Source organism: uncultured Campylobacter sp. (genome assembly GCF_938030685.1).
In the GTDB taxonomy this organism is placed as follows: domain Bacteria; phylum Campylobacterota; class Campylobacteria; order Campylobacterales; family Campylobacteraceae; genus Campylobacter_B.
Genome location: NZ_CALHHX010000196.1, coordinates 1 through 15,661 on the forward strand (window position 1 = coordinate 1; position 15,661 = coordinate 15,661).

The window sequence follows — 15,661 nt, forward strand, 5'->3', positions numbered from 1 at the left end:
ACCGCGTGCTGTGGTTTGCGATCACGCCCGGCCGCAACGACCGCCGCAGGCTGCGTGCCTACTTCAAAGAGCATCTTGACTTCGACATCGACGGCGACTGATTTTGATTTAAATTTAGAGATTTGGCGTAAATTTAGCGACAGAATTTTGCAACGTAAAATTTTAAGAGGATTTCGCACGGCGGAATTTTGCGATCTAAATTTTACCGAGCAAAATTCTAAGGATGAAAATGTTAAGATATAAAATTTACGAAGAAGAATTTCACGGCGTAAATTTCAAAGCCTCGAATGCATGCCGCAATATTTGCGGCTCTATACGGCGAACTTCACCTCGCTTAGCCGCCCCAAATTATCAAACGAAAAGAGTGCGTCATTTTTAAAATTTGCTACGATCTTGTCCGCCGCTTCGCTAAATTTCGTGCCGTTTCTAAGTAAAAGCGCCTTAATAAAAACGGCGTGATTTAACTGAAATGTGCCTATATAATCGCGCGCTAAAGAGATGAGCCCCCTTGCGTCCATGCTGAGCTTGATCGTGCCATCGGAGCTCACGCACTCGCCCGCCGCGAACGCCACAAACACCGCTCCGCCTGCGTGCGGACAGCGGTAGTAACATACCGGTTCCTGCGATAATCCGCACGCGATCGCGCTTAGAGCGTGGCCGTTTATCTCCGCGCTTAGTGCGAGCTTAGGCGTGCTAAGCTCCTCTAGCCCGTGCCGCAAGCCGAAGTCGCGCACATCTCGCGCAAGGGTGAGCAGCCGCTCACCTAGGCGGTTTATATTTTCGTATCCCTACAGCCACGTGCGGCTGGCGTTTGCTTCGCTGCCGATATACCAGATGGCGCGCGGCGCATCATCGCCGAAACTGATCTCGCCGCGCTTTAGATCCACAGACCAGCGCCTGCTCTTTACGATCAGCTTCGAGCCCGCCTCTTGCACCCTTGCGCCGCAACCTAAACACGCCGAAAACAGATCAATAAAGCTGCTCCTATCCACGCCCAAGCGGTCTAAAAATTTCATTTTTACTCCTTTGATCTCGCGCCGATAAATTTAGCGCTTTTGTGGAATTTATCGGCGCGCCCTATTATGCGCCGCACTTGGCTATGGAATTCTACAAAAATAATTATCTGCCGCCTACGCTATGACGATTTCATGCGGCGCGCAGTAAAATTTAATCAAATTTTATAAAGTCGCAGCGGATAAAATTTCATATCAGAACGCCGCATGGATAAAATTTTGTAGCCGAGCTGCGGGCGCGACCGCAATAATCGGCTGGCGGACATAAAATTTAAACCGCTCACGGGATGTTAAATTTGAAAAGCAAAATTTTAGCCTAATTTAAAGGCGAAATTTTACGACCGAGCAGTGAACGCTAGAGCTTAAAGCGGCGCGGCAGCAGCGAATGTATCAGCTCAGGCGACGAGCGATAGAGCTTAAAACGCCGTACAGTCATAAAATTTAAATCGCCTCTTTAGATAGTGAAATTTAAAGACGAAATTTAATACCGAATGGCGAGCCGCTTAAATTTAAACCGACCGAGCGATCGTTAAAATTTAAAAGCGAATTTTACGACCGCGCGGCAAAAGATGAAATTTAGATCACCCTCTCAAGCATAAAATTTAATCGATCTTCAGCACGCTTAAAAATGCCTCGCTCGGCAGATTTACTCTGCCGATCGCCTTCATGCGCTTCTTGCCCTCTTTTTGTTTCTCGAGTAGCTTGCGCTTGCGCGTGATGTCGCCGCCGTAGCATTTGGCGGTCACGTTTTTGCCCATCGCGCGGACGTTTTCGCGAGCGATGATCTTGTTGCCGATACTTGCTTGAATCGCGACTTCAAAAAGCTGCCGCGGCACGATCTCCTTCATCGCTTTGACGAGGTCGCGCCCCTTGGATTCGGCCTTTGAGGCGGGCACGATGATCGAGAGCGCATCGACCGCTTCGCCCGCGACGCGGATGTCGAGCTTTACGAGATCGCCGCGCCTATAATCGATCGGCTCGTAATCAAAGCTCGCATAGCCCTTCGTGCAGGACTTGAGCTTGTCGTAAAAGTCCATTATGATCTCGTTTGTGGGCACGTCGTATTCGAGCAGGACGCGCTCAGGCGTGATGTAGTCCATCTTGGTTTGGATGCCGCGGCGCAAATTTAAAAGGCTGATGAGATTGCCTAAAAACTCGCTAGGGGTGATGATGGTCGCCCTGACGTAGGGCTCCTCGATGCGCTCGATGAAATTTGGCGCGGGAAGCTCGCTGGGGCTGTGTATCCGCACGCACGAGCCGTCTGTGAGATACACGGCGTATGTGACGGTCGGCGCCGTGGCGATGAGATCAAGATCAAACTCGCGCTCGAGCCGCTCCTTCACGACCTCCATATGCAGTAGCCCCAAAAACCCGACGCGAAAGCCAAATCCTAGTGCGAGCGACGTCTCGGGCTCGTAGCTAAGCGAGCTGTCGTTTAAGCTGAGCTTGTCCAAAGCGTCGCGCAGATCTTCAAATTTATCGGTCTGCACGGGATAGATGCCCGCAAACACGAAGGGCTTTGCCTTCTCAAATCCGCCCACGGGCGCGGCGGCGCGTTTTTTAAAAAGCGTGATCGTATCGCCCACCTGCACGTCGGCGACGTTTTTTAGCCCCATCACGACGATGCCCACTTCGCCGCTGCTAAGCTCGCGGGTTTTGGCAGGCGCGAGCGGGTTGGGATACATCAGATCAAGCACCTCGTGGCGGTTCTCGCTACCCATGATATAGACCTCGTCGCCCTTTTTCAGCACGCCGTCGTAGAGTCTCGCAAGCGCGAGCGCGCCTAGGTAGTTATCGAACCAGCTGTCGTAGATAAGCGCCTTAAGCGGCGCAGCGTCGTCCGTTTTGGGCGCGGGGATGCGAGTGATTATCGCCTCTAAAAGCTCCTTGATACCCGCACCCGTTTTGGCGCTGACCTCGATCGCGCTGCTGCAATCAAGCCCGATGACGTGCTCGATCTCCTCTTTTACGCGCTGCGGATCGGCGGCGGGCAGATCGATTTTGTTAAGTACGGGGATGATTTCAAGATTGTGCTGCAGCGCGATATAGACGTTTGCGATGGTCTGCGCCTGCACGCCCTGGCTCGCATCCACGACGAGGATCGCCCCCTCGCAGCTAGCCAGCGAGCGCGAGACCTCATAGCTAAAATCTACGTGGCCCGGAGTGTCGATTAAATTTAAAACGTATTTCTCTCCGCCAAGCTCATACTCGAGCCGCACGGACTGCGCCTTGATCGTGATGCCGCGCTCCTTTTCGATATCCATCGTATCCATGATCTGGCTGCTCATCTGGCGCGCCTCAACGGCGTTACACTCGCTAATCAGGCGGTCTGCGAGCGTGGATTTGCCGTGGTCGATATGCGCGATGATGCTGAAATTTCTGATATTTTTTGTTTTCAAGTGGCTTTCCTGACGAAATTTTAAGCCGCATTGTGCCGAAATTTCATTTAAAAATGGGTAAATGGGCGAATAGAATTTATGAGGCGAAATTTATAAGGCGGCTCTAGGCGGATTGGAATTTTATGAAATGGAATTTTGGGGGGTAGAGGAGGGATATAATGCGGCTTTGAGTGATATGCTTTTAAGCATTATTGGCAATGCGCTTTGTCACGGTAGGATTTTAGGATGAGGATTGAGCGCAGTTTTTCCTAATTGATTTTTGCGGCTGTATTGAAATGTAGGATTTTAAAAGATCCGCTACTAATAAAACCAAAATTTCGCTCATAAAAAAAGGCTAGCCAGGAGGCTAGCCTTTGTAATATGAGCTTAACGCTGATACTACCAATCGGTCTTTTGATTGTAGATATCGCGAACATCGCCAGAATCTAGAATTCTAGTCGAAGTATCGCTAGTACTATTGTCTGACGAGCTACCACCAGCGAACGACCCTACATCATCCGCTATGCCCGATTTAACCTGACCTTCACCGCCCCAGACCGTAGGTTTAGACTGCTTTATATGTACGCGAAGAGGATTATAATACTGTCGTACGCCCGGATACTTTTTAGAGTAGGCTCCTCCATCATTTGCAGTAAACATAGTCTTATCATTTAAGGCTGGAGTATGAATAAGCCATGGATTAGTAATGATACGTATTGTAGCATGACCGGCCGCAGTGCCACTGATGGTTATATTCTCTCGGCCATTTTTTACCACATTGGCCCTGCTGATATCCACATTTACGTTGCCAACCTTAGTAAGACTATCGTAGTCGCTCACAAACTCCTCGTCTATGTTATTTAAAGTAGCTTTCGTATTTACTACAAACTTCGTAAAGTCAGTTAAGCTATGATCTTGAGCCGCTAGCACGGTAAATATATTCGAGGCTTTAACCTTATTCGAAGAATCGATCACAACCGGGGCTTCATAGGCAAGATTTTCATTAGGCGCAGGCATATTCGAACACTTATCAATTCTGCCACAATAAATCTGCGTATAAATAGGAACAGATATTGGAGTCCCAGTGGTAGCTTGCTGCACTATGGCTCCCAAACTTTTATCGTACGATGTACCATAGACAAATAGGGCGTAAGTGCCTACATTATCGCTAAAATCTGTAACGGTAGTGCCGGTTGCGTAAGTTTTGCTATTAGAATTAGCGGCGGCTATATAAGCAGCCTTACTTGCAGCTCTGGTCTCGCTAACCTTTCTAGTAATAAAGACATCGAAATCTTCCTTAGACAGCTTTATACCGGTTTTATTGTAGTCCTCAGAGTCGGTATCAGAGATAGCTTTGTATGAGCTATCGAATTTCGATGGCCAAAACTTTCCAAAGGTCTTAAGAGCGGTTCCGTTTTGAATATCAAAGTCACTAGCATAGATAAGCACCGGGGTGCTAGGGGTTTTATGCATCCTAGCGAAGTTAAAATACACGGTCGAGTCGGGAGTTTGTCCTTCTCTAAATCCTTGCGCTAAAATTCTGAATTCATTTGACTTCGAGTCATAATTAATTCCTGTACCGCCTTGCGGTCTATTGATAAGCCCGCCTCTTAATGAAGCATCAGAGTAGTAATTAAGAGCTATTTTAAGCGGTATAGGTAAGCCATAACCAGCATCACCGCTAGAAGCGGCTTCCTCCCAGTCTGGCATCTCATCAGTTTTAGAAGAACCCTTACTGCTTCTTACGTTATATTTATAGCATCTGCTATCATATCCAGTAGAGCCTAAGCATACGTCAGAATCTTTAGCAAAATACTGCGTATCGCTAGGGATCTCGTATTTAACGGCAGGTTTATCAGGATATGGCACGTAATTTGTAGCTCCACCGGTCTTATTAGCGGTAGCTGTGGAGCAACGCCCATCGGTACTATTGTTAGCGCAATCAAATCCGAAATTTAGCGCAAAATCAAGATCGCTCGAAAATCCGCACACGGCTTGAAGTTTCTCCTTACCTTTGTCGCCAATTTCCATTTTATATCCGTCATAAAGCGTAGCGATGACATCCTTATAAACTTTGTCAGATAGATACGCTACTGCATTGACCTTAAGCTTAGCTAGCTGACTTATCTGATGCGTCACCGCTAAATTCTGGCTAGAATTTTCGTCAGCATATACTACGACATCGTTTTCGATGTCCGGAGCGTTGAAATATGTATACGCAGATATTCCACCAGAGATATTATTATCGCCTACGCCGGTTGTCACACCGTTATCAAGGCTTGTGAGAGATACTCTGATACGATCCGGTCGGTAGCGCAATACAATATTATCATTTATCGCTTTATCTTTATTGGCAGCAAGTCTCATACCGACGTCGCAACCTACCATACCTTTAGCGTCCGGAGTGTTACTAGATGAATTGATAATACATTTAGCGCTCTTCCACTTCTTAGAGTATGTCTGATCAGAGTAAGCGTCAGTCCACGAATTATCATAGATGTTTACGAGTACATCGCCGACATTATAGTAATTAAAAATTTTATCGGCATCTTTGCCTATGGTTTCAGTATAGATGACGGCATAGCTTTTATCTTTTGCCTCAGGATTTTTTCTAGACTGAGTCATAAGATATGCACCTTGAACATGACCTTTGCTATCAAATTTAGCAACGCCCTCCGTCTCTTCGATATTTCTAGCGTTAAAATTCGCCCATAAGCTTACCGCATTTTTATCCCATACTCTTCTAAATGCTGCGTCAAATTTCGAGCTTGTGCCATTTAATACGCACGAGACATCATCACTCTTGCCAAAAGAGCCTTTTTTGATAGCTTCCGGATCAATCTCATATTTGCCTGTTTCGGCATTGTATTTAGCACCGGCATATTCCACTGCGGTACCGCCATAACAACTATCTTCTTTAACGCCACGTTTTAACGTAGTGGAAGCATTCTTTCTATCTACATAATAGGATTGAGTAGAGACATTAGCCGCGCATTCATTGGATATAAATGGACGTAAGTAGGTTTGAATACCGCGGATCTTGGTTGATATATCTTGAGTATCGTCAGAATCCGCGCCATAGCTTTTACGTAGATGATAGCGTTGATTGCCCAAATCCCCGCCAATTTCTGCTGTGTAGTTAGGTACGTAGTTGCCGCTATAGCTTCTGGCCGATATTACATGAGCCAAGATATCTGCATTTTGTGTATAATCACCACCTACGCGCAGATTACTAGGATTAAGTACGCTGGAGCCATCACCTTTTTTAGTTATATCGCCACTAGCGGTAGTGTCTACGATCTTACTATACTTGCCCGAATTCTTCAGTGCTTCTGTATCTACATTAAAATATGCAGGGCGAAGCACGAAGTTGTCGCTACCGCATATATGGAACGAGCCGTCTTTTGACATTTGAATTCCGAACTCATCTTTAGCAGCCTTTATATTATCTTCAAGCTTCTTCAGCTCCGGTTGTATTTTATTCTCCCAAATATCCTTCTTTTGGTTCTCGGTTAGATTTTTGTTGCACCAACCGAAATTCTCACCAGACTCACAATATCCATATCGCTTTTTAAGCTCCCATTTCTTGAGCTCCGAATAATAAGCCTTAGGATCGCTGCTATTTAAATCTTTATTTTTTATATACTGATCTAAATCGGACCCTGAGGCAACTTGATTGTCCGGACGATAGCTAAGCATAAATGTAAGACCCTGATACGCATCTCCTATCTCTATATCGTTTAGCTCTAAAATACTTTTTCCTTTAAAATCCACTTCCTTATCGATAGTGTAATCGGTTTTGTCCTTCATCTTAAACGGAATTTTTAAGGAATCGGTTACGGATAGACATGAGTAAACTGCACTATTTCCCTTATGGTCATCGGCAATTTTATCCGAGGTAGTAGCGGCATTTCTCGCCCTGACAACGGATAAATACAATTTACCGCTCAAGTCGAATTTCTCAAGCTTTCTAGCCTCGCTACCGATATATATGAGCTTACCGGTATTTGGATCTTTTTTAAAGTAAGGAGAATTTGCAGCAGCATCGATATATTCCTCGCATTTACCAGTTTCATTGTCATACTTCTTACAAAATTGGCTCTCGTAATCCGGTCTAAAGATAAGTTTTGCATCGAAAGGCTTATCGGAGATTTGAGTATATAGTCTATCATCGTCGTCATTTTTACTAAAATTCTTATTGACTACCTGCAAACCGCTTAAAGGTAGGATATTAACGCTTTTAGAAACCTTTGTCGCGTCGCATAATTCAAGCTCGGAAGCGCTATCCATCTCTATGAAGACTCGCTGACCGCCGCCTATGTCTAGGCTCATCTTATAACTTAGTGTCACGGCAGGAGCCTGCAATATGGTTGCACCCGTATTTACGGTAGCATTAAACTCACCGTATGCCGCTTTACCTGGCTGCATTAATCCGCCTACAAGTACAGGACTACCGCCCGGTGTTGAAGAAGGAGTTAAGTCTCCCGCGCCTTGACCTATATAAAATTTCAATATATTACCGTCAAGCGCAGTAAACTGCCTATCTTTATAAATAGCCTTCGTAACGTTTGGAGTGCCACCTTTTATGACGTCTTTCATAGTCTCGTATGCACCCTTTTGACCATCGCGTAAATAGACTAGTTCATCGGCTGCCGCCGCAGGTATGGTATTTGTAGTGGTAGTGATAGGATCATTTACGACTAGCTCGTTATTTATAGTAGCGCTATCTTTGGTATAGGTAGCGCCGGCTTGACCAAAGTCGATCGATACTACCGCACCTGCTGCATCTTCGCTATCGCCGCCATTCAATCTATTTTCAAATTTCATTCTATAATAGATATTTTCACCCGCAACTACCGGGTTTTTGATCTGCTCAGGAGGTTCATGTAGTTTTTTTACATCCTCTTCGCTTCTTCGGTTACCATCATTATCAAAGAATTTAACCCAGTTAGAGGCGTTATAGACTTCATACTGATAGCACATTTGAGGGACATACAAATCGGCGGAAATAGCAATCATACTTATGAAGTTTTGATCGGCTTGACCTCCGTTGAGATCTTCATACGCCGCACCCAAAGAGATGTTTAGACTAGATTGCGCATTCTTCATCTTTGAACCGATATCGAATTCGTCCAGATCAAATCCACCTAAATAACCAGTGCCGTATGGATAGCTATACTTATAGGTGCCGTTATCATTTATAAGTAAAGCGACAGAGCCGTCGTATATATTAGCGCGATCGTTAGCTAACCGTTGATTAACCACACCGGATCCGTATAGCGAATCCATTTGTGCGGTTCCTTTGTGTTGAACTTTAAAATACTCGTCGGAGGTCATTTTTCTCTCGCCACCAAACCCTAAAAACCCTAGCTTTGCACTTACGGACCCACTTCTAGGTGTATAAAATCCATTGATGGTAGCGTTAATGTTTATAGGCGTATATCCCTTATCCCAAGGGGTGAGGACAAAATAATCGCCGTAAATAGTTACGTTTTTTGGTTTAAAATATTTATTTTTATATTCTACGGCCTCTTTATAAGTCATTTTTTGACCCGTTACGCTATCGTTAGATTGTAAATTATCTAGCAAAGCCCTTCTGGACGGGGCGGTTTTATCATATACTACGATTATTCCCCATCCGCCGTACGGCCCAAGACGAACGCTGTTGAACTCTCCATTGGTAAAATCTGCACCGCTTTGATCCTCACCATCACTCGTTTTTACGTTTCCTACAGTAAATTCAATGCTGTCGGAATAAGGTTCAAAATATGTCTTGACTAGATCGGTAATATCTTTAGTGCAGCCATATTTTAAACGCAAACGTAAGGGCTTGCGAGATTCTGCCAAAAAGTTCCAAGCAGCCGTTCCTTCGCATCTATCTCTATAAACATCTTCTATTATGCTAGCTTTACCTTTCGAGCTTTTCATTTTAAATTTCACCCGTGTATACCCCTTAGCAAAACCGGTCAATTTTTTTCCGTCTTTGCTGTTGTATTCTGCTTGGCTGTCAAAATCAGTCGTGCTGAATATATTTCCCTGCCAATAAAGTCTCGCATAGACTATATCGTCTTTAGTCACGCCCTTAGGAAGCCTCAAAACAGCTTTTGAACTATTCAAATAAAACTGTCCGTCGCCGTCATCTTTAATGTATGTGCCTTTTGCTCCCCACATGTAATCACGGCCTAAAGCAGAAGGCCAGCTTAATTTAATCACCGGCTTTCCAGTCACGGCGTAGTCTCCAAAGACGTATGTGCCCGCACCGCCGAATCTAACTATCGGCTTTTGGTTTAATTCGTCAGACGGAAAGTTTTTTATAGTGGTGAAATTATACAAACCCTCATTTCCGTTCCAAGTCCAACCACTTCTGCCTATCTTTCCGTCCAGCACGCCATCGTCACGATACTCGTTGCTTATTGGGGTAGCAGGATTTATCTTCACGTTCGACCTAACATCATCTGCGAATACTCCCGTCGCGAAACAAAACAACAGCGCCAAAATGGGCGCAAAGCTAAAACTCTTAACTTTCATGATACTACCCTCCGGTCAATAACATAATTTTTGACTATTATTTTACATTTTTTTTGCTTAAATTACAGTGCAATTTGAAAGATTTATAATTAAAATTTAATTTATTTCAAATGGGACGGCAAATAACGACAACGCGATGAAAACTTAACGATGAAAAAATTTCATAAAATATAAAAAATGCGGAAATTTATCAAAAATTTCAGCAAATTTTAAAATTCAAAAGCTCTGTTACGATTTGATGTTGAAATAAATTTTACATCCGCTACGAAAAGCCGGCTCGCTTACGGCGAGTTGAGCGCGATTTTTTGCTCACGCAACTTCACCCACATTCGCTTTACGGCTTCACTGCTCGTAGATAATTCTCGCAACAAGGCTTGTCACAACTAAAAATCGGGCGGTATTACTCTGTAAAAATTCCTAGTGCAGCGAATTAAAGACATCGCAATTTGGACTTTGCAAAAATATGATCAGCTATTTTTCCAAAGTTCATCGGCGCTATGTTATAACAGAGACGATTTAAAAAAAGCACCCGATCCGAATTTCATCAGAACTCGAGCGCTTGAAATTTCAAATACCCGAATATGAAATTTAGCTAAAACAGACCGAATTTACCGTCCTTGCGCTTATAAAGCACACGCATTTTAGCGTCCATATCATTGAAAACCAAAAACTGATCGGTGCTTTCTTTAAGCTTATTTAGCGCCTCATCGATCTCTAGCGGCTTATATAGATCCAGCTCGGTAGGGACGATCTCATCAACTTCATCGTTTAAATTTGGCTTATTGGCACCGACCGCATTATCTACGGCGTTTTGCTTCATTTCGTCGCGATTTTTGTGAGAATTTACCTTATCGTGGTATCTGCGAAGCACTTTTGAAGCGCGATCTACGATGAGATCGACGGCAGCGTAGAGATCTTTATCTTTTTGACGCACAACGATAGTGTCTTGATGCGCTAAATTGAGTGAGAAATCCACCACGAAGCCCTTTTTACCCTGCTTCTCGTCAGCAGAAATTACACAACGCCCCGAGATGATGTCGAGATTATATTTTTCTAGCGTCTCAAATGCGTTTTCTACATAATTTTTAATAGCTTCTGTTAGCTCAAACTGCTTACCTACGATATTTAAATTCATCGCCTCTCCTTTGCATTATGGTTTTTGAATAGTTCGTCTGTGATATCTAACCTTTGGTGTACCCATAACCGCCGTATTTGACTCTACTATTACGTCTACAAGTGCAGCATGGCTTAAAATTCTGCCCACACTACCGTTCGCAAGACTTTCTGACGAGCCTTGCCCAAAATTACTATAAGCGACGGTATGATTGCCGGGCGCACCCAGCTGTGTATCGAAATATCCGAATGTCACGGTGATATCAAACATCTTTTGAGCTGGATCATTTGACGGATACACAAGAGTAATCGTATTTAGTGTAGGATTAGTCGCAGCCGTAGCGTTCTTCTCCTTAAGCTCAGTAGTTAGATACTGGTGCTTTTGCATAGCAAGGACTGCTAACTCCGTAGCGCTCTGAGCTAGCAGTAGCGCCTGCTCTCTGCCTTGAATATTATTGACATCGCGAGCCGTCATAGACGCGATAGATAGTGCCGTAATCGCCGTAGTCGCTACAATGATGATAAAAAATATGGCTGCTACTAGAGCGAAGCCCTTTTGCATAGTTTTCATTAGTACACCACCTGTGCTTTACAAACGTTTAGATCCAACTCTGCGGGATCGAAATTTCTGCCGTCGTCTCTCATACATAGCTTAAGCGCAACGGCGCCGTTATCGTCCTTAAACCTAAACAAGCTCACGTCCTCGGCTAGTAACGCGCTGCTAGCCTTATCATACGAGTTCGCATCTTTTTCAACGGTGCTCCATGGACGATAGTTATATTTCAAGAGTAGATTAAAATTCTTACTTAATACTTTACCTGCATTATTTTTCATATATGTTACGACTTGATCTGGAACAATCGCGTAGGCACTATGAGCTATATAGTACTGCTCGGAGAATTCCTGTGATTTATCGTTATTTGGATTTAATGGATATTGGTTGATAGTAATAGTTTCGCTTTCTTTATTATTGGTACCCGTAGTACTAGGAGTGCCTACGGCGATCAGCACGCGATTGCTACCGTTCACGTCGACCTTTCTATCGTAGCCAAAGCCTATACCTACGCTAGTAGGTGAAGCATCATTCGTAACAACCCTAAAGATAACGGCAACTTGAGTATTAGTGGACGATTTACCGTATTCCGTAGCTCTTAAATTTCCAACTATATTAGCCACTTGGGGGAAATCGCTGCCCAAGGATACCATATTGAATGTAGCTCTCGTATTTCCAATATAGCCTGCATCTTCTGTACCTGCTTTCCATTTGTCATCTCGGAGTTGAGACATCGACATGAAGCCACTCCAACCGGGAGTTCTCTTGTTTATATTTCTCGTCTCTACGCTTTGTCCGATCCACTCTAGTATATCGTATTTTGGATCATCTAAAGCGCTAATTGGCACGAATGCGTTCGTTCTAAGCTCTCTGCCTATAGTAGAACTTTTTATTCTATCTTCCAAGCGATTTGTTATTAGCATTATTGCATTTTGTGTTCTAGCTTCCAGCTGATTTACTGCACGTACATGCACATAGGATTTATATATCTTTGTGTATAGATCGGCGCCGAACATCGAGATGATACCTAATACTACGATAACAAATACAAGCTCTATAAGGGTGAAACCTTTTTTCATCTCGCGCTCCTATCGGGAATATCGTCTAGTGACGGCTGTCTGAACGCCGACGCCGATATTGGATAAAAACGCTTTTAAAACTACTGATTTGGCAGTACCATCTTTAGCTACGGCATCGTTTAGATCCGTGGCGGCAACCCTAACCATCTTTATATTGGTAGGGGAGCCATTGGCTGGTTGATCACTAAGGGTTCCGTTTATATCGGTACCCTTAGCATAATCTTCCGCAGTAAAAGGCTCTGCTACATAATCTACGTCGACATTAATTCCAGTATTAAGAATAAAATCACCCTTACTACTAGAGCCCACTAAATCACCTACTGTCATTTGAGTAGTAAATTTATCGTAGTCATCAACATCGTTATAACGACCGCCGCCGAAAGAAATTTTCCCTCTACCGAATTGTCTTTTTGTGGCTGGAGCTTGGGTGCTAACCTCACGCTTACTAGCCTCATCCAAAATTCCCGGTCTAGCTTCCATAGTGCTATTATCCGGCAATTTTATCGTCGGATTTACCGATAAAATTCTCTTCATGCAGCCCGTATCGCCTCCACACGTAGCATCCCCCGCGTACGCACTATCCCACTGTGCCTTAGATATACGAGACATAAAAGCTTTGGCGTTATATACAAGCTCCTCTTTGATCGCGAGGGCGTTTAGCTCGGTGGTTTGCGCGACGATACGCGGAATCGCCATCGTCGTAATCGCCAAAATCACGATAGTAAAGACTAGCTCAATTAGAGTAAAACCTTTTTTCATCTTACATCCTTTCTTTAAAATTTTGAAATTACGGAAACGCAAACTTACTCTGCGTTATCGGCGCTAATTATACTATTGTTAAACTTAAATTTAGAATTTATCGCGTAAATTTTTTCGGTTTACAAAGATTTTTAAGCCCGAACGCACAAAAATTTTAAAGAAATTCCATTTTTAAATTTGGATGCAGAATTTAAGCTTGCATTTACTCAAAGACTATAAAATTACGAGCTAAATAAATTCCAAGGATTTTTTATGACAAATCTAAGTAAAATTCTATCCGCTCTCCTATTTATCGCGTTTATCGGCGGCTGCAGCGGCAAAGGCGACGGCGAGCTTTTTAACCTAAGTCCCGAGACGTGGTATTCTAAAATTTTAGAAGATATCAACAACGCAAATATGGAGGATGCCGAGAAGCATTACACTAGCTTTTCTAGCGAACACATCGCCTCTCCGCTGCTTGAGGAGATGACACTCATTATGGCGTGGGCTTTTGTGGAGGATGAAAACTACGAGAAAGCAAACAAATACCTAGACGAATATATCCGTCTCTACGGCACGACGCAAAAAATCGAATACGCAAGATTTCTAAAAATTAGAGCAAATTTCGATTCCTTTAGCCGCCCAAATCGCAACCAAAAGCTAATGCTAAACAGCATCGACGAAATTCGAAAATTTATAGCTGAATACCCGCAGAGCGAGTATCGTCCGCTACTTGAGACGATGCTAACGAAGCTCAGACTTGCCGAGCATCAGCTAAATATCGACATCAAAGACCTTTACCAGCGCACCGACCGCGAAAGTTCTGCCAAAATCTACGAGCAGCGCATCGAAGAATCCCCGCTAAACGGCACCGACGTCATTAAACCGCGCTCACCTTGGTACCGCGCGATCTTTGAGTAGGAGGAGCGATGCAACTAATGCAAAATACAACTTTCCCGAGCGATCTGCCCATCATCGTCGAGGACGAGCTATTTTTATATCCCTTTATGATAGCGCCCCTTTTCATCGGCGACGAGCATAACAAAAAGGCTCTCGATCTAGCCGCTAAAAACGAATCTATGATAATGGTCGTAAGCTCAAAGTCGGAATTTAGCGGCGATAGAAGCTTCGGCGGTATCTATAACGCAGGCGTCGTGGGCTCCGTGATGAGAACCGTGCCGCTCCCTGACGGTCGGGTTAAAATTTTATTCCAAGGCGCGCTAAAAGGTAAAATCGTAAAAGAAATTTCACAATATCCGTTAATCGCTACCGTCGATATCATCCACGACGAGCGCGGCAACGACCAGAAATTAGACGCGCTGGTAAGCGTGCTGAAAGAAAAAACCAAGACGCTTAGCACGCTCACGCATTTTTTCCCGAACGATCTACTGAAAACCATCGACGACGGCACCGACGCCGCGCGCGTTTGCGACCTAATTTTAAGCGCACTGCGGCTAAAAAAGCAGGTAGCCTACTCATTTTTTACCGAGAGCAACTTGCAAAAGCGCCTTTTCAACCTCATCAACTACATCTCCGACGAGATTGAAGCGCAGAGGCTTGAAAAGGAGATCAAAAGCAAAGTTCACTCCAAGATCGACAAGACGAACAAAGAGTATTTTTTAAAAGAGCAGCTCAAGCAGATCCAAAAGGAGCTCGGCGGCGATGCCGACCGCGACGTCGAGATCGAGGAATACCGCAAAAAGCTGGAAGCCAAAAAGTCATATTTGGGCGAGGACGCCTACAAAGAGATCAAAAAGCAGATCGATAAATTTGCCCGCCTTCATCCGGACAGCGCCGATGCGGGGCTCGTGCAGAGCTATCTGGACTGGGTTTTGGAGGTGCCTTTTGAAAAGACCGCCAAGCATAAGATGTCCATCGAGGGAGTTACGGCGCAGCTAAATAAAGACCACCACTCCCTGAAAAAGCCCAAGGCGCGCATCGAGGAGTATTTCGCGCTAAAGCAGCTTTTAGAGCTTCGCGGCACAAGCGGCAAGAAAAATAAAGAGGACGGCAAAAACGGCGGCGCGATCTTGTGCTTCTACGGCCCTCCCGGCGTAGGCAAGACGAGCCTTGCAAACTCCATTGCGACCGCGCTTAAGCGTAAGCTCATCCGCATCGCTTTGGGTGGGCTCGAGGACGTAAACGAGCTGCGCGGACACCGCCGCACCTACATCGGCGCGATGCCTGGGCGTATCGTGCAAGGCCTCATCGAGGCAAATCAGATGAACCCCGTCATCGTGCTTGATGAGATCGATAAAA

9 protein-coding genes and 2 pseudogenes are annotated in these 15,661 nt (G+C 44.6%); 3 read left to right on the forward strand and 8 right to left on the reverse strand.

Features of this window, described 5'->3' with window-relative positions; genetic code table 11:
* Positions 1-75 precede the first annotated feature (75 nt).
* Positions 76-243, forward strand: a complete 168-nt coding sequence (locus Q0369_RS09295; protein WP_298024122.1) for a hypothetical protein — start codon at positions 76-78, stop codon at positions 241-243.
* Positions 244-311: 68 nt separating this feature from the next.
* Here the strand turns inward: Q0369_RS09295 and Q0369_RS11245 are convergent.
* The 8 genes and pseudogenes from Q0369_RS11245 to Q0369_RS09335 form a co-directional block, all read right to left on the reverse strand.
* Positions 312-1,016: pseudogene (locus Q0369_RS11245) on the reverse strand (DUF6882 domain-containing protein).
* 599 nt (positions 1,017-1,615) lie between these two features.
* Positions 1,616-3,412: a translation elongation factor 4 gene (gene lepA / locus Q0369_RS09310; RefSeq protein ID WP_298099036.1), complete on the reverse strand. Its 1,797-nt coding sequence runs from the start codon at positions 3,410-3,412 to the stop codon at positions 1,616-1,618.
* Between the two features lie 378 nt (positions 3,413-3,790).
* A complete protein-coding gene (locus Q0369_RS09315; protein ID WP_298099039.1) occupies positions 3,791-9,919 on the reverse strand; it encodes a hypothetical protein in 6,129 nt (2,042 codons plus the stop codon).
* A gap of 592 nt (positions 9,920-10,511) precedes the next feature.
* Positions 10,512-11,054: a ribosome-associated translation inhibitor RaiA gene (gene raiA / locus Q0369_RS09320; RefSeq protein WP_297882144.1), complete on the reverse strand. Its 543-nt coding sequence runs from the start codon at positions 11,052-11,054 to the stop codon at positions 10,512-10,514.
* Between the two features lie 15 nt (positions 11,055-11,069).
* Positions 11,070-11,603, reverse strand: a complete 534-nt coding sequence (locus tag Q0369_RS09325; protein ID WP_298099042.1) for a hypothetical protein — start codon at positions 11,601-11,603, stop codon at positions 11,070-11,072.
* Positions 11,603-12,208 carry a hypothetical protein gene (locus Q0369_RS09330; RefSeq protein WP_298099044.1) on the reverse strand — a complete coding sequence of 202 codons (606 nt, stop codon included), beginning with the start codon at positions 12,206-12,208 and terminating at the stop codon, positions 11,603-11,605. The genes Q0369_RS09325 and Q0369_RS09330 overlap by 1 nt, the downstream gene beginning before the upstream one ends.
* A gap of 390 nt (positions 12,209-12,598) precedes the next feature.
* Positions 12,599-12,664: pseudogene (locus Q0369_RS11250) on the reverse strand (prepilin-type N-terminal cleavage/methylation domain-containing protein); the annotation flags it as partial.
* A 9-nt stretch (positions 12,665-12,673) separates the two neighbouring features.
* Positions 12,674-13,423: a type II secretion system protein gene (locus Q0369_RS09335; protein ID WP_298099047.1), complete on the reverse strand. Its 750-nt coding sequence runs from the start codon at positions 13,421-13,423 to the stop codon at positions 12,674-12,676.
* 252 nt (positions 13,424-13,675) lie between these two features.
* On the opposite strand from Q0369_RS09335, the gene Q0369_RS09340 reads away from it, so the two are divergent.
* Both Q0369_RS09340 and Q0369_RS09345 read left to right on the forward strand, forming a co-directional pair.
* Positions 13,676-14,323 carry an outer membrane protein assembly factor BamD gene (locus Q0369_RS09340; RefSeq protein WP_297894030.1) on the forward strand — a complete coding sequence of 216 codons (648 nt, stop codon included), beginning with the start codon at positions 13,676-13,678 and terminating at the stop codon, positions 14,321-14,323.
* An 8-nt stretch (positions 14,324-14,331) separates the two neighbouring features.
* Positions 14,332-15,661: LON peptidase substrate-binding domain-containing protein (locus Q0369_RS09345; RefSeq protein WP_298099050.1), on the forward strand; the 1,330-nt coding region annotated here is incomplete at its 3' end.

Bases quoted from the DNA above. Each gene is read 5' to 3' on its own strand.
- Q0369_RS09335 (WP_298099047.1), bottom strand. From the start codon at position 13,423: ATGAAAAAAGGTTTTACTCTAATTGAGCTAGTCTTTACTATCGTGATT.
- Q0369_RS09325 (WP_298099042.1), bottom strand. From the start codon at position 11,603: ATGAAAACTATGCAAAAGGGCTTCGCTCTAGTAGCAGCCATATTTTTT.
- Q0369_RS09340 (WP_297894030.1), top strand. From the start codon at position 13,676: ATGACAAATCTAAGTAAAATTCTATCCGCTCTCCTATTTATCGCGTTT.
- Q0369_RS09315 (WP_298099039.1), bottom strand. From the start codon at position 9,919: ATGAAAGTTAAGAGTTTTAGCTTTGCGCCCATTTTGGCGCTGTTGTTT.
- raiA (WP_297882144.1), bottom strand. From the start codon at position 11,054: ATGAATTTAAATATCGTAGGTAAGCAGTTTGAGCTAACAGAAGCTATT.